Here is a 13,884-nt window from a genome sequence, read left to right on the forward strand (position 1 = left end):
CGAAACCCGGATCCCGCGTACCGGGTTGCGACGCCGCTGGCGCTCCGCTCAACCGGCGGGGATGCACCACACCGACGAACATCGACGAACATCGACGAACACCGACGAAGGAGTCCCCATGAACGCCCGTATCGCATCCGCCCCCATCAGCTGGGGGGTCATCGAGGTCCCCGACTGGGGCCTGCAGCTCGACCGTGAGCGGGTGCTCTCGGAGATGGTCGGCCTCGGCATCGAGGCGACCGAGTTCGGGCCCGAGGGGTTCCTGCCCGACGCCCCGGCCGAGCGGGCCGAGGCGCTCGCCGAGGCGGGCCTGCGCGCCGTCGGCGGCTTCTTCCCGGTGGTGCTGCACCGATCCGCCGAGCCCGGCAGCGACGAGGATCCGCTGCCCGCGATCGAGCGCGAGCTCGAAGCGTACGTGGCGGCCGGCGCGGGCACCATGGTGCTCTCCGCGGTGACGGGCGAGGACGGCTACGACGGCGCGGCGGAGCTGAGCGAGGCGGAGTGGCGGGCGCTGCTCGAGAACCTCGACCGCGCGCTCGACGCCGCCGCTCGGGTGGGCGTCGTCGCGACGCTGCACCCGCACCTCGGCACCGTGGTGGAGACCCCCGAGGCCGTGGCGCGCGTGGTCGCGGGATCCCGCATCGGCCTCTGCCTCGACACCGGCCACTACACGCTCGGCGGCGGCGATTCGGTCGCCTTCGTGCGGCAGCACGCCGGTCGCATCGTGCACGCCCACCTCAAGGACGTGAGCCTCGACGTCGCGGCCCGCGTGCGCGCGGGCGAGATCGACTACCGCGAGGGCGTGCGCCGCGGCATGTACCAGGCGCTCGGCGCCGGCGACGCCCGCATCGGGGAGATCGTCGAGGCGCTGCGCGAGGCCGGGTACGACGGCTGGTACGTGCTGGAGCAGGACACGGTCGTGGAGAACGAAGAGGACGCGGCGCGAGCGCTCGACAACGCGCGGCGCAGCGTGGCCTTCATCAGGGCGGCCGTCGGGGCCGGTGCCGGGAGCAAGGCGGTCGCGGTATGAGCGCCCCGCTGCGCATCGGGCTGCTGGGGGCGTCGAGGATCGCCGAGCTCGCGATCACGGAGGCGAGCGGGGAGACCGGCGACATCCGGGCCGCCGTCGCGGCGCGGGATCCCGAACGCGCCCGCGCCTACGCCCGCGAGCACGGCTACGAGGGGATCCGCGAGAGCTACGAGGCGCTCGTCGCCGACGGCTCCCTCGACCTGATCTACATCGGCCTGCCCAACGGCCTGCACGCCGAGTGGACGGTGCGCGCGCTCGACGCCGGCCGCTCGGTGCTCGTGGAGAAGCCGTTCGCCGCGAATCTCGCGGAGTTCGACCAGGTCGCCGCACGCCTCGAATCGGCCCGGGGGTGGGCCTGGGAGGCCTTCCACTACGCCGATCATCCCGCGGTGCACCGGCTCATCGATCTCGTGCGCTCCGGCGAGATCGGCGAGATCCGCGAGGTCGACGTGCACATGGACATGCCGTCGCCGTCGGCGAGCGATCCGCGCTGGAACTTCGATCTCGCCGGCGGCACCATGATGGACCTGGGCTGCTACGCGCTCAACGGCCTGCTGCTGCTCGGCGACGCCGTCGGAGCGCCGATCGAACTGGTCTCGGCCGAAGTCGATCCGTACGAGGGCGATGCCCGCGTCGACGCGACGGTGCGTGCCCGACTGGCCCTCGGGAGCGCCCCGGTCACGATGCACACCAGCATGGTGAGCCCCGACTGGAACTTCGGTCTGCGGGTCGTCGGCAGCCTCGGCGAGGTGCGCCTGCCGAACTTCGTGAAGCCGCAGGAGGACGACCGGCTGATTGTGCGCACGACCACGGGTGCGGGCGTCGAGGATCGCGAGGAGCGGGCCGGGACCGTCTCGTCGTACGCCTACCAACTGCGGCGCCTTCGGGACGCGGTGCGCGGCGGTGAGCGCTCAGCGGAGGGGCTGGCACGATCCCGCCGCACGATGGCGCTGATCGACGAGGTGTACGCGGCGGGCGGTCTGCCCGTGCGGCCCGGGCGCCTCGCCGGCTGAGCGAGGAGCCCCCGCTGATCGAGCGCACTTCGACTCGCTTCGCTCGCTCGGCACCCGTGCAGCGAGCCGAGCCCCACCCCCCCCGTCATCCTGCGCGAGCGCAGCGAGTCGCAGGATCCAGCACCGGAGACCCGCGACTCGCAGGCTCAGGCGGAATGACGACCACTACTGAAAGGACGCGACATGCAGCAGTTGATGGAGGGCAGGATCCTGCTCGTGACCGGCGGAACGCAGGGCCTGGGGCTCGCGATCGCCGAGGCCGCGGCGCGCGAGGGCGCGACGGGCATCGCGATCGTCGGGCGTGATCCCGAGAAGGCCGAGCGAGCGGCGGCGGCGATCCGGGAGCGTGGCGCGGCTCACGGCGCAGAGGCGCTGGCGATCATCGCCGACCTGGCAGCGCCGGGCGAGGCCGAGCGCGCGGTGGCCGAGACGATCGCGCGCTTCGGCCGCATCGACAGCCTCGTCAACGCTGCGGGAGCGACGAGCCGCGGCACCCTGCTCGACACCACGCGCGAGCTGCTCGACGCGCACCTCGCGGTGAACCTCGTCGCGCCCTTCATGACGATGCAGGCCGCCGTCGCCGACATGCGACGCCGGGGCGCGCCCGGCACGGTCGTCAACATCGTCTCGATGGCCATGCACGGCGGCCAGCCCTATCTCGCCCCCTACACGGCCTCGAAGGCCGGCCTCGCGGGCCTCACGCGCAACGTCGCCTTCGCCCACCGCTTCGACCGGGTCCGCATCAACGGCCTCAACATCGGCTGGACCGCGACGCCCGGCGAGGCCGCCACTCAGCGCACCTTCCACGATGCCGCAGACGACTGGCTCGAGCAGGCCGCCGCAGCGCAGCCGATGGGCAAGCTCGGGCAGCCCGATGAGATCGCCGATGCCGTGGTCTTCCTGCTGAGCGATCGCAGTGGCGTCGTCACCGGATCGATCATCGACTGGGATCAGAACGTGCCCGGGGCCTACGACCAGTAGTCGGCCGCCTCTTCCACCCACGAATCAGGAGCATCGCACATGAGAATCGGCATCATCGGCACCGGCGTCATGGGCGCCTTCCACGCGCGGCTGCTGCACGAGCAGGTGTCGGGCGCGACCGTCTCGGCCGTCGCCGACCCCGCCATCGAGCGCGCCGAGGCCGTCGTCGCGGGGATCCCGGGCGCCGTCGCGCTCGCCGACGCCGGGCGGCTCATCGAGCACCCCGAGGTCGACGCCGTGCTCATCGCCTCGCCCGACTTCCTGCACGCCGAGCAGACGCTCGCCTGCATCGCCGCGGGCAAGCCGACGCTGTGCGAGAAGCCGCTGTCGTACTCCGTCGACGAGGCGGAACGGGTCATCGCCGCGCACCGTGCCGCGGTGGGAGCAGGGATCCCGCTCGTGCATCAGGGCTTCATGCGCCGCTTCGATCCCGGCTACGTCGAGCAGAAGCGCGTCGTCGCCTCGGGCGCGCACGGGCGGCCCGTCATGGTGCACTCGATCGGCCGTGGGGTGTCCTCGGGGCCCGGCGCCACCGACGAGTCGGTCGTCTTCAACTCGGCGATCCACGATCTCGACCTCGTGCCCTGGCTGCTCGACGCGCCCGTCACCGAGGTGAGCTGGCACTCGCCGGCGACGCCGAGCAGCACGGCCGGCGGGCTGCGGGATCCCTTCCTCCTGCTGCTCCGCACCGCCGACGGGGCGCTCTCGACCGTCGAGGTCTTCCTCAACGCCCGCTACGGCTACGATATGCGCTGCGAGGTCGTCTGCGAGACGGGTGCGGTGGCCATCGCCGAGCCGCACCGCGTCGCCGTCTCCGCCGCGCTCGCCACGAGCACCGGTGTCCCCGAGGACTTCCGCCCGCGCTTCGCCGAGGCTTACCGGCTCGAGCTGCAGGAGTGGGTGACCGCGTTGAACGAGGGCCGCGCGCCGACGCTCGCCACGGTCGAGGACGGTGCGACGGCGACCCGGGTCGCCGCTGCCGCGGTGGCGTCGATGCGAGCGGGCGGCGCGTTCGTGCGAGTGGAGGACGCCCGATGAGCAGTGCGATGAACGGCGGCCGGATCCTGCCCGCGCCGAACGTGCCCGACCCGATGGCGGGGCCGTCGCTGCGCTGGGCGATCCTCGGCACCGGATGGATCGCCGCTCGTTTCGTCGAGGCGCTGCAGGCCTCGACGAACCAGCGCGTCGTCGCCGTGGGATCGCGCACCGTCGCCCGCGCCGAGGAGTTCGCGGCGCAGCACGGGATCGAGCGGGCGTACGGCTCCTACGAGGATCTCGTGGCGGCCGACGTCGACGTGGTCTACGTGGCCACCGGACACCTCGACCACTTCGCGCACGCGACGCTCGCGCTCGAGGCGGGCAAACCCGTGCTCATCGAGAAGCCGATGACGCCCGGTCTCGCGGAGGCCCGGGCGCTCGTCGATCTGGCCCGCGCCAAGGGGCTCTTCGCGATGGAGGCCGTCTGGTCGCTCGCCCTGCCGCGCTACTCGGTCGTGCGGCAGGTGCTGGAGCAGGGCCTGCTGGGTGAGGTCGTCGAGGTCAGCGCGAACCTCGGGGAGCGGCTGGTGGATCACCACCGTGCCATGGACCCCGCGCAGGGCGGAGGTGCGATGAACGACATCGGCACCTACGTCATGATGTTCGCGAACGAAATGCTGCCGGGTCTCGAGGTGCTCGCGGCGCACGGTCAGCGGCATCGGGATCACGGCTCGATCGGACAGTTCCATGCGCTGCTGGGCGACGGGGCGGGCCGCCAGGCCACCGTGAGCGCCTCCATGCTCGCGGATACGCCCACCACGGCGTATGTGGCGGGCACCGAGGCCACTCTGCGGCTCGACGCGCCGTTCTACCAGCCCGGGCCGGTCGTGGTGCGCTTTCACGACGGCGAGGAGCTGAGCTACGAGGAGCCCGCGCTCGCGCACACCCAGCTCTTCTGGGAGGCCCTCGAGGCGGCCCGCTGCATCGAGGCGGGCCTCACCGAGTCGCCGCTGCGCCCCCTCGATCAGACGCTCGCCTGCGTCTCGCTCATGGGTCAGGCCCGCGAACTGATGGGGGATCCGCTGCCGTAAGCCGCGGCCCTACGCGGTCGCGAGGAACTCCTCGAGCTCCTCGCGGGCGATGTGATCGGCCTTCTGCACCGCGGGCGACTTCATGAAGTAGGCCGAGGCCGCTTCGACGGGGCCGGCGTGGCCGAGATCCTTCGCCACCTTCGCGCAGCGGATCGCATCGATCATGGTGCCGGCCGAGTTGGGCGAGTCCCAGACCTCGAGCTTGTACTCGAGGCTCATGGGCACGTCGCCGAAACCGCGGCCCTCGAGGCGCACGAACGCGAACTTGCGGTCGGTCAGCCACGGCACGTGGTCGCTCGGACCGACGTGCACGTCCTCCTCGGGCAGGTCGACCTCGATGTTGGAGGTCACGGCCTGGGTCTTCGAGATCTTCTTCGACTTCAGGCGGCTGCGCTCCAGCATGTTCTTGAAGTCCATGTTGCCGCCGACGTTGAGCTGGTAGGTGTGGTCGAGGGCGATGCCGCGGCTCTCCATGAGGTGCGCGAGCACACGATGGGTGATGGTGGCGCCGACCTGGCTCTTGATGTCGTCGCCGACGATCGGCAGGCCCGCATCCACGAACTTCGCCGCCCACTCGGGATCGCTCGCGATGAACACGGGGATCGCGTTGACGAAGGCGACACCCGCCTCGAGCGCGGCCTGCGCGTAGAACTTCGCGGCCTGCTCGCTGCCGACGGGCAGGTAGCATGCGAGCACTTCTGCGCCCGAGTCGCGCAGGGCCTGCACGATGTCGACCGGTTCGGCCGTCGACTCCTCCACCTCGTCGCGGTAGTACTCGCCGAGGCCGTCGAGCGTGGGGCCGCGCTGCACGGTGACGCCGAGTTCGGGCACGTCCGAGAACTTGATGGTGTTGTTGGGGCCGGCCCAGATCGCCTCGCTCAGGTCCTTGCCGACCTTGTCGGCGTCGACCTCGAATGCCGCGACGAACTCGAGGTCGGACACGTGGTAGCCGCCGAGCCGCACGTGCATGAGACCGGGCACCTGCTCGTCGTCAGCCGCGTCGCGATAATACTCGACGCCCTGCACGAGCGAGCTCACGCAATTCCCGACGCCCGCGAGGGCCACCTTGACTGTCATCGCACCACACTTTCCTCGGTATTCGGCCCTGCTCGGGCCCATTCTGCTGCGGATCCTCCGCCTGGGAGATCGCGCCGATCGGCCCCGGCCCCGCCGATCGGGCGAGGCGGACCCGTCCCGCCGATTGAGCGAGGCGAGGCCGTCTCGCCGATCGAGCGGGCCAGTGCCGTCCCGCCGATTGAGCGAGGCGGAGCCGAGTCGAAATCGCATGTCTGCACGGGTTTCGACTCGCCTCGCTCGTTCGACCGGCGGAACGATCGACGCAGCCTCTACGACCTTACATGGCTCGACCTTTGTAACCTAGGAGGTGCGCGCCGAGCGTATCGGCGATGGACGAGAGCGAGGATCCCGTGGCCAGCGACGAGCGAGACACACCCGACTCCGCCGAGACGCATCGCATCACCCGCCTCGCGATCCGCGCGGCGCGCGAGGCGGGGGCGACCGCCCTGCGCGGCTTCCGCGCCCCCGACCTCCGGGTCGACGTGAAGACCGACATCCATGACCTCGTGACCGAGTACGACGGCGCCTGCGAGCGGCGCATCCGCGACCTGATCCTGACGGCCTACCCGGACTCGACGATCGTGGGGGAGGAGGAGGGGGCCAGCCCCGGCTCCGGCCCGCTCACCTGGTACATCGACCCGATCGACGGAACCGCCAACTTCGCGCGCGGGATCGCGATGTGGGCGGTGAGCATCGGTGTGGCGCGCGACGGAGAGCTCGTGTCGGGGGTCGTCTACGATCCGGTGAGCGACCACCTGTTCTGGGCCGACGATCGCGGAGCGTTCCTCGGCGACGAGCCGCTGCGCAGTCGGGGATTCGTCGAGCCGAGCCGGGCGACCGTCGCGCTCAACTTCCCGCTGCCGCGCGACCTGGTGCACCTCCCCGAACTCGCGCTCGAGCAGTTCGTGGAGGTCACGCGGCGATTCGCGCAGGTGCGCGGGCTCGGCAGCACCTGCATCGCCCTGTGCTGGGTGGCGGCGGGATGGATCGACGCCACGATCTCCTTCGAGACCAATCCCTGGGACGTCGCGGCCGGATCCTTCATCGTGCGCCAGGCCGGCGGACGCTATCTGAGCTACCGCGACGGGGAGGTGGTGCCCGAGGCGCGCGACTACCTCGGTCCCCACTACTACGCGGCGGTCGCGGGCGGCGAGTTCGGGATCCTGCTCGAGATCATGCGCACGCAGAGCCGGCGGCCGCTGGGGTAGGAGGGGCACAGGGTCAGGGCGGTGGCACCACCCTGGTCCGGCGCCGCCGTCGCTCCCGGCGGTGGTGCGCTCTCAGCGGGTCGCCCGGGTCAGCTGCGCGGCGAGCTGCAGCAGCTGCGCCTCCGATCCCGGCCGTCCGATCAGCTGCGCGCCCATCGAGAGTGATCCGGATCCCGCGGGGTTCGGCACCGCGATGATCGGAACCGCGATGGCGGGCAGACCCGAGACGTTGACCATCGACGTGTAGGCCGCCCACTCGCACTGCAGCCGGTAGTCGTCATCGGGCGCGAGCTCGAGGAACGCGCCGACGCGCGGCGGCAGCATCGTGAGGCCCGGCGTGAGCACGGCGTCGTAGGCTCCCCACTGCCTGCGCAGATCCGCCGCGATCTCCTGCAGAGTCGCGGCCGCCTCGAGGTGCGCGGCCCGCGGGCGAGCCAGCGCCCGCTCGCGGAACACCCGGGTGTACGGGATCAGCCGATCCTCGTCCCCCTCTGCCAGCTCCAGCAGCGAGAGACCCGCCATCCAGCAGCTGCCGAAGGTCTCGGGGTATCGGGGGTCGTAGCGCAGCCGCGCCTCCTCGACCCGGTGCCCCGCCGCCGCGAGCCGCTCGGCCGCGGTCTCCCAGGCGAGCCGGGCCTCGGGCGAGAGCGGCACCGGGTGGGCGACCTCGAACGGCGAGGCGCTGCTGATCCCGATCCGCAGGCCCTGCAGCGCATCGGCGTCGCGCACGGCGCCGAGTGCGCTCCCCGGAGTCCCCGCCATGGCGTCGAAGAGCAAGGCCGCGTCCTCGGCGGTGCGGGCGATGGGGCCGGACACCGGCAGCCGCGGGGCGCCGAAGTCGTCGACGGGGCCGTGCTCCAGATCGGTGGGCACGGTGCCGAGACCGGGCTTCAGGCCGATGAGCCCGCAGGCGAGGCTCGGGATCCGGATCGACCCGCCGCCGTCGCTGCCCGGCGCGACCGGCAGGAGGCCCGCGGCGACGGCCGCCGCGCTGCCGCCCGAGGACCCGCCCGCGGTGCGCTCGGGATCGAGCGGATTGCGGGCCGGCGGAGCGATGAGGTTCTCCGAGTAGGCGTTGAGCCCGAGCTCGGGCACCTGCGTCTTGCCGAGCGAGATGGCGCCGGCCGCGCGCAGCACCGCGACTCCGGGGTGATCCCGCTCGGCGACCGGGTGCGGCAGTGCGGCGCTGCCCAGGGTCGTGGGCACGCCGGTCACGTCCACGAGATCCTTGTGCGCGATCGGCAGGCCGTGCAGGGGCGGCAGACCGGCGCGCTCGTCCTCGCTCAGCGCCGCGAAGCGGGCGTCGGCGGAGCGCCTGCTCGGCCGTCACCGCGACGAAGGCGCCGAGGTCCGCGCGCTCGGCGATCCGCGCCAGGAAGTGCTCGGCCGCCTCGCGCGCCGAGACCTCCCCCGCTCGCAGGGCGTCGCGCAGTTCGACGGCGCCTACGGGGAAGTTGCTTGCGGGCGCGGCGCTTGCGGGGAGGTCGCTCCCGGGGGAGGCGGTCTCGGATCGGCTCATGCATCGAGCCTATGCCGCATCGAGCCTGTGCCGCATCGAGCCTGTGCCGGCGGCCGAGCCGTGAACTCGACTACCCCCTCTTCGCGCGTCAGTAGATGTCACCAAACGCGAGGAATGGCCGCAACTCCTGACGCGCGAAGGGGGTGTCCGTCAGTATGCCCCGCGGGTGGTGTGCAAGCGGTAACGGAACTCCGCCTCGGTGCCGGGCGCGCGCATGACCCAGAGCGTGTGCAGGGTGCCCTCCTCGTCGCTCCCGAACTCGCCCGCGAGTTCCTCGGCCTGCCCGATCGAGTTGGCCATGGTGTAGCCCAGCGGCGAGGCGACGCCGATCGCGAGCCCGCCCGCGACGGTGTTGGCCGCGAAGGCGTACTCGTCGCCGGGCAGCGCCTCCAGCACGACGAGCGTGTCGGCGTCGATCGCGTCGCCGGGCTGACCGGCCGCGGCCGGGAATTCGAGGAGCTGCTCGGACGTGCGCTGCCAGGCATCCGTCGGCCGGTTCCAGTCGCCGCTCATGTGGAACGGGGCGAGCGAGGCGAGAAGCGCCGCTGCGAGGATCGCGGCCACCATCGCGAGGGCCGGCCCGATGCGGTGAGGGGGGCTGTCCATGGGAGAAGCGTAGAGGATGCGCTCGGGCCCGTGTTGCGAATGGTTCTCATCACTCGCTATAGTGATATCGGTTCTCATTTAGAAAGTTCGGTATGTCACGCACCTCACCCACCCGCCACCCGCTCCGACTCGCCGCGCTCGGGGGTGCCGCGCTCGCCGCGGTGCTCGTGCTGAGCTCGTGCAGCGGAGGCGGATCCGGCGCCGCAGACGCGGGATCCGACCGCCTGAAGGTGGTCGCGACCACCACGCAGCTCACCGATTTCGCGCAGCAGGTGGGCGGCGACGACATCGATCTCACGGGGTTGCTGGCGCCGGGCGGATCGGCCCACCACTTCGATCCCACCCCCGCCGACCTGCTGGCGCTCGGCGAGGCCGACGTGCTCATCGTGAACGGCGCGGGGCTCGAGACCTTCATCGACTCGGCGGTCGAGGCATCGGGCTTCGACGGCGAGATCATCACCGCGAGCGAGGGCATCGACCTCGAGGAGGCCGAGGCGATCACGGCCGAGGGCGGCGAGGCGCACGATCATGATCACGAGGCCGAGGCCGAGCATGCCGATGAGCATGATCACGCGGAAGAGGATCACGATCACGCCGAGGACGAGCACGCCGCCGAAGAGGATCACGATCATGCCGAGGAGGAGCACGCCGCCGAGGACGACCACGACCACGACCACGACCACGGCAGCGTCAACCCCCACATCTGGACCTCGCCGCGCAACGCCGCGGGCATGGTCTCCCTGATCTCGGGCGATCTCTCCCGCATCGATCCCGCGCACGCGGACGCCTACACCGAGCGCGCCGACGCGTACGTCGCCCAGCTCGACGAGCTCGACGCGTGGATCTCGGCCCAGTTCGAGCGCGTCCCCGCGGAGGAGCGCGTCCTCGTGAGCGGCCACGACTCCCTGCGCTACTACCTGCACGACTACGGCATCGAGTTCGCGGGATCCATCCTGCCGAGCTTCGAGGACAACGCCGAGCCGAGCGCCGCCGACATCGACGCCCTCGTCGCCTCGATCCGGGAGCACGGCGTGAAGGCCGTCTTCGTGGAGTCGTCGATGAGCCCGAAGCTGGCGCAGACCATCGCCAAGGAGGCGGGCGTGCAGGTGGTCGATGCCGAGTCGCTCTACGCCGACTCGCTCGGCGCCCCCGGCAGCGACGGCGACACCTACCTCGGGGCGACCGAGCACAACACTCGGGTGATCCTCGAGGCCTGGGGCGCTGAGATCGACCAGCTACCCGCTAATCTGCAGGGATGACGCTCGCACCATCCGACCGCCGCGGCACCGCCCTCTCGCTGAGCGGTGCCGCGTTCGGCTACTCCGGGGCGACCCGCGTGCGGTCGCTCGATCTCGAGGTGCCCGAGGGCTCCGCGGTCGCGCTGATCGGACCCAACGGCTCGGGCAAGTCGACGCTGCTGCGCGGCATCCTGGGACTCGCCGAACTCACCGCGGGGACGGTGCGGGTGCTCGGCACCTCGCCGGATCGCGCCAGGCGCAGCGTCGGCTCGCTGCCGCAGGCCGACACGCGCGACGTCTCCCTCCCGGTGACGCTGCGGCAGGTCGTCACCATGGGGCTGTACCGCTCCCGCGGCGCGCTGCGCCCGATCGGGCGCGAGGGTCGCGCTGCCGTCGCGCAGGCGCTCGAGCGCGTGGGACTCTCCGGGTTCGCTGCGCGCCGCTTCGGCGAGCTGTCGGGCGGCCAGCAGCAGCGCGGGATCCTGGCGCGGGCCCTCGTCTCCGATCCCAGGCTGCTGCTGCTCGACGAGCCCTTCAACGGGCTCGATCGCGAGAACCGCGAGACGCTGCTGCGCCTGGTGCGCGAGCTGCGCGATGAGGGCCGCACGGTGATCGTCTCGACGCACGACCTCGAGATCGCGCAGCAGGCCTGCACCCACGTGCTGCTGCTCTCCTCGGGGCACCACCTGGGAGAGCCCGGGCATCCGGCGGCCTTCGGGCCGCTCGACGAGGCGCTCACCCTCGACGCGGTGCAGCACGCGTTCCAGGACACGACCGTCGAGCTCGACCAGCACACGGTGACCACCACGCGGGAGACGGAGTAGTGGCCGGCGGGCTCGGCCTCGCCGCGCTCGATGCCATAGCCGGATCCGCTGCCGCCGGGGCCGCCGCGGCGGGATCCGGACCTCTCGCCGCCGCCTTCGGCCCGCTCGAGGTCTTCGCGCTGCCCTTCATGTCGCGAGCGCTGCTCACCGTGGCGATCCTCGCGCTCGCCGCGGGAGTGGTGGGCCTCTTCATCAGCTTCCGCGAGCTCGAGTTCGTGAGCGACGGCCTCGTGCACGCCGTGTTCCCCGGGCTCGTCGTGGGCGCGGCGATCGGCGGCACCGCGGCCGTGCTGCCCGGGGCCGCGGTCGCGGCGGTGCTGGCCGCCGTGCTGTTCACGGTGATCGAGCGACGGGGCGGGATCGGCGCCGACGCGGCGATCGCCGTCGTGCTGACGGGCCTCTTCAGCCTGGGCGTGGTGCTCGTCTCGCGCCAGGAGGGATACGTCTCGCAGCTGCAGGAGCTGCTCTTCGGGCGGCTGCTCACGGTCACCGAGGCGCAGCTGTGGCAGATCCTCGTCGTCGCGATCGCCGCGATCCTCGTCGTCGCGCTCACCTGGCGCGCCCAGCTCTTCCGCGCCTTCGACGCAGCCGGCGCCGAGGCCGCGGGCTTCCGCCCTCTCGCCGCCGATCTCGCGCTCGGCATCGCGGTGGCGCTGCTCGTCGTCGCGGGGGTGCAGGCGCTCGGGGTGCTCATGGTCATCGCGCTGCTCACCGTGCCCATGGCCGCGGCGCGGCTGCTCACCCGCGGCTTCGCGCTGCTGATCCCGATCGCGATCCTGCTGCCGCTCCTCGCCGGCGTGCTCGGCCTGTGGCTCTCGTTCGAGTGGTCGGTGGGTGCGGGGGCGACCGTCTCGCCCGGCGCCGTGGTCGTGCTGCTGCTCGTGGGCTTCTACGTGCTGGCGGCGCTGGTCCGCGTGACGGTTCTTCGGCTCTCACCCGCATCTCGGACGATTCCGGGGGCTGCGATCCGAGACACCGGTGAGAGCCGAGACACGGCACGGGGATCCCGCACCGCAGCCGGGTCCGAGGAACGCGGCACCCCGGGGGCGTGCGCATGAGCTACTTCGCGCTCGCCGCGCTCGAACTGACCCTGCTCGGCCTGCTCTCCGGGCTGGCGGGCACGCTGATCGTGCTGCGCCGTCGCTCGTTCTTCGCGGTCGCGCTCAGCCACGCCACCTTCCCCGGCGGTGTCGTGTTCGCGATCGCCGGCTGGAACCTGCTGCTCGGCCAGGCGCTCTTCGCCCTGCTGCTCGTGCTCATGATGACGCTGCTGGCGCGCATCCCCGGGCAGGGACGGCAGGTGACGAGCGGCGTGGTGCTGTCGTTCGGCTTCGCGCTCGGCACCCTGCTCGCGAGCCTCAACCCGGGGCTCGGCGTGCCGGTCGAGGCGCTGCTCGTCGGGTCGCCGCTCGGCGTGACCGTCGGCGATGTCTCCGCGACGGCCGGTGTGCTGGTCGTCGCGTTCGGCGTTCTCGCGCTGTCGTGGCGCAGGATCCTGTTCCACAGCTTCGACCCGGTCGGCTACGCCGCGGCGGGGTTCCGGGTGTGGCCCGTCGAGCTCGTGGTCACCGCGGTCGTCGCTGCGGCCGTCGTGGTGTCGATGCCGGCGGTCGGCGCGATCCTCGGCGTGGCGGTGCTCATCGGGCCGGCGGCGACGGCGCGTGTACTCGTGTCGCGGCTCGAGTGGATCCCGCCGCTCTCGGCCGGACTCGGGATCGCCGGAGGGCTTGCGGGGTTGTGGATCTCGCGCGAATTCGGCGTCGCCGCGGGTGGCTCGGTGGGACTCGTGATCACCGGGATGTTCCTGCTCGCGCTCGCAGCGAGGGCATGCCTGCAGCGAACCCGGCGCTCGTCGGCGCGGAACTTCGCTACGGTGGAGTGAGGATCGGCGACGCGGGAGGTGCGTGATGCAGCCAAAGCGGAACACATGGCAGCGTGAGGCGGTGCGGGCTGCACTGGCCGAGCACCGGGGATTCGTGAGCGCGCAGCAGCTGCACCAGGCGCTGCGCGAGGGCGGGTCGACCATCGGGTTGGCGACGGTCTACCGGGCTCTGGCCGGGCTCGCCGAGTCGGGTGAGGCCGATTCGCTGCAGTCGCCCGAGGGTGAGAACCTGTTCCGGTCCTGCATCTCCCCCGGCCATCACCACCACCTCATCTGCCGCAGCTGCGGCGACACCCGGGAGCTCTCGGCCGCCGTCGTCGAGGAGTGGACGAAGAAGGTGGGCGCCGAGCACGGCTTCACCGAGATCGAGCACGTGGTCGATCTGTTCGGCCTCTGCGAGCGCTGCCGCACCGCCGCTGCGAAGGCATAGGCCGCCG

Annotated in this window: 14 protein-coding genes; 11 read left to right on the forward strand and 3 right to left on the reverse strand. The window is 72.0% G+C overall.

The window, feature by feature from the left end; genetic code table 11:
• Positions 1–118 precede the first annotated feature (118 nt).
• The 5 genes from AMS65_RS05730 to AMS65_RS05750 all read left to right on the forward strand — a co-directional run bounded on the left by AMS65_RS05730 (position 119) and on the right by AMS65_RS05750 (position 5,093).
• Positions 119–1,030, forward strand: coding sequence for a sugar phosphate isomerase/epimerase family protein (locus AMS65_RS05730; protein WP_053383177.1), 912 nt, complete (start codon positions 119–121; stop codon positions 1,028–1,030).
• Positions 1,027–2,043, forward strand: coding sequence for a Gfo/Idh/MocA family protein (locus AMS65_RS05735; RefSeq protein WP_053383178.1), 1,017 nt, complete (start codon positions 1,027–1,029; stop codon positions 2,041–2,043). The genes AMS65_RS05730 and AMS65_RS05735 overlap by 4 nt, the downstream gene beginning before the upstream one ends.
• A gap of 183 nt (positions 2,044–2,226) precedes the next feature.
• The gene (locus tag AMS65_RS05740; protein ID WP_053383179.1) at positions 2,227–3,024 is read left to right on the forward strand and encodes an SDR family oxidoreductase; all 798 of its coding nucleotides are present in this window, start codon (positions 2,227–2,229) and stop codon (positions 3,022–3,024) included.
• 39 nt (positions 3,025–3,063) lie between these two features.
• Positions 3,064–4,062, forward strand: a complete 999-nt coding sequence (locus AMS65_RS05745) for a Gfo/Idh/MocA family protein (RefSeq protein WP_053383180.1) — start codon at positions 3,064–3,066, stop codon at positions 4,060–4,062.
• Positions 4,059–5,093, forward strand: coding sequence for a Gfo/Idh/MocA family protein (locus AMS65_RS05750; RefSeq protein ID WP_053383181.1), 1,035 nt, complete (start codon positions 4,059–4,061; stop codon positions 5,091–5,093). Before AMS65_RS05745 ends, AMS65_RS05750 begins: the two co-directional genes overlap by 4 nt.
• A gap of 9 nt (positions 5,094–5,102) precedes the next feature.
• On the opposite strand, the gene AMS65_RS05755 is transcribed toward AMS65_RS05750, so the two are convergent.
• On the reverse strand, positions 5,103–6,170 hold the full coding sequence (locus tag AMS65_RS05755) for an inositol-3-phosphate synthase (protein WP_053383182.1): 1,068 nt from the start codon (positions 6,168–6,170) through the stop codon (positions 5,103–5,105).
• A gap of 329 nt (positions 6,171–6,499) precedes the next feature.
• Here AMS65_RS05755 and AMS65_RS05760 point away from each other — a divergent pair, with 329 nt between their 5' ends.
• Positions 6,500–7,378, forward strand: coding sequence for an inositol monophosphatase family protein (locus AMS65_RS05760; RefSeq protein WP_053383183.1), 879 nt, complete (start codon positions 6,500–6,502; stop codon positions 7,376–7,378).
• 72 nt (positions 7,379–7,450) lie between these two features.
• Here the strand turns inward: AMS65_RS05760 and AMS65_RS05765 are convergent, their stop codons facing one another.
• Positions 7,451–8,665 (reverse strand): amidase, encoded by a 1,215-nt coding sequence (locus tag AMS65_RS05765; RefSeq protein ID WP_306455222.1) that lies wholly within the window; start codon positions 8,663–8,665, stop codon positions 7,451–7,453.
• A 382-nt stretch (positions 8,666–9,047) separates the two neighbouring features.
• A complete protein-coding gene (locus AMS65_RS05770) occupies positions 9,048–9,503 on the reverse strand; it encodes a hypothetical protein (RefSeq protein ID WP_053383184.1) in 456 nt (151 codons plus the stop codon).
• A 92-nt stretch (positions 9,504–9,595) separates the two neighbouring features.
• On the opposite strand from AMS65_RS05770, the gene AMS65_RS05775 reads away from it, so the two are divergent.
• Genes AMS65_RS05775 through AMS65_RS05795 form a run of 5 tightly spaced genes read left to right on the forward strand, consistent with a single transcriptional unit; the run spans position 9,596 to position 13,877 of the window.
• A complete protein-coding gene (locus AMS65_RS05775; protein WP_053383185.1) occupies positions 9,596–10,762 on the forward strand; it encodes a metal ABC transporter solute-binding protein, Zn/Mn family in 1,167 nt (388 codons plus the stop codon).
• Complete coding sequence (locus tag AMS65_RS05780) at positions 10,759–11,565, forward strand: metal ABC transporter ATP-binding protein (RefSeq protein WP_053383186.1); 807 nt, start codon at positions 10,759–10,761, stop codon at positions 11,563–11,565. Before AMS65_RS05775 ends, AMS65_RS05780 begins: the two co-directional genes overlap by 4 nt.
• Entirely contained in the window at positions 11,565–12,623 is a 1,059-nt protein-coding gene (locus tag AMS65_RS05785) for a metal ABC transporter permease (protein ID WP_241489351.1), read from the forward strand. Before AMS65_RS05780 ends, AMS65_RS05785 begins: the two co-directional genes overlap by 1 nt.
• Positions 12,620–13,447, forward strand: a complete 828-nt coding sequence (locus AMS65_RS05790) for a metal ABC transporter permease (RefSeq protein ID WP_053383187.1) — start codon at positions 12,620–12,622, stop codon at positions 13,445–13,447. Before AMS65_RS05785 ends, AMS65_RS05790 begins: the two co-directional genes overlap by 4 nt.
• Before the next feature lie 25 nt (positions 13,448–13,472).
• Positions 13,473–13,877 carry a Fur family transcriptional regulator gene (locus AMS65_RS05795; protein ID WP_053383188.1) on the forward strand — a complete coding sequence of 135 codons (405 nt, stop codon included), beginning with the start codon at positions 13,473–13,475 and terminating at the stop codon, positions 13,875–13,877.
• Positions 13,878–13,884: the final 7 nt, after the last annotated feature.

The sequence above is a fragment of the Leucobacter celer subsp. astrifaciens genome, from assembly GCF_001273835.1.
Lineage (GTDB): Bacteria > Actinomycetota > Actinomycetes > Actinomycetales > Microbacteriaceae > Leucobacter > Leucobacter celer.

What these genes read in the sequence shown, in the direction of transcription:
- AMS65_RS05795 (WP_053383188.1), top strand. Translation starts at nt 13,473, where the DNA reads ATGCAGCCAAAGCGGAACACATGGCAGCGTGAGGCGGTGCGGGCTGCA.
- AMS65_RS05730 (WP_053383177.1), top strand. Translation starts at nt 119, where the DNA reads ATGAACGCCCGTATCGCATCCGCCCCCATCAGCTGGGGGGTCATCGAG.
- AMS65_RS05760 (WP_053383183.1), top strand. Translation starts at nt 6,500, where the DNA reads ATGGACGAGAGCGAGGATCCCGTGGCCAGCGACGAGCGAGACACACCC.
- AMS65_RS05735 (WP_053383178.1), top strand. Translation starts at nt 1,027, where the DNA reads ATGAGCGCCCCGCTGCGCATCGGGCTGCTGGGGGCGTCGAGGATCGCC.
- AMS65_RS05745 (WP_053383180.1), top strand. Translation starts at nt 3,064, where the DNA reads ATGAGAATCGGCATCATCGGCACCGGCGTCATGGGCGCCTTCCACGCG.
- AMS65_RS05775 (WP_053383185.1), top strand. Translation starts at nt 9,596, where the DNA reads ATGTCACGCACCTCACCCACCCGCCACCCGCTCCGACTCGCCGCGCTC.
- AMS65_RS05770 (WP_053383184.1), bottom strand. Translation starts at nt 9,503, where the DNA reads ATGGACAGCCCCCCTCACCGCATCGGGCCGGCCCTCGCGATGGTGGCC.
- AMS65_RS05780 (WP_053383186.1), top strand. Translation starts at nt 10,759, where the DNA reads ATGACGCTCGCACCATCCGACCGCCGCGGCACCGCCCTCTCGCTGAGC.
- AMS65_RS05750 (WP_053383181.1), top strand. Translation starts at nt 4,059, where the DNA reads ATGAGCAGTGCGATGAACGGCGGCCGGATCCTGCCCGCGCCGAACGTG.
- AMS65_RS05755 (WP_053383182.1), bottom strand. Translation starts at nt 6,170, where the DNA reads ATGACAGTCAAGGTGGCCCTCGCGGGCGTCGGGAATTGCGTGAGCTCG.
- AMS65_RS05740 (WP_053383179.1), top strand. Translation starts at nt 2,227, where the DNA reads ATGCAGCAGTTGATGGAGGGCAGGATCCTGCTCGTGACCGGCGGAACG.
- AMS65_RS05790 (WP_053383187.1), top strand. Translation starts at nt 12,620, where the DNA reads ATGAGCTACTTCGCGCTCGCCGCGCTCGAACTGACCCTGCTCGGCCTG.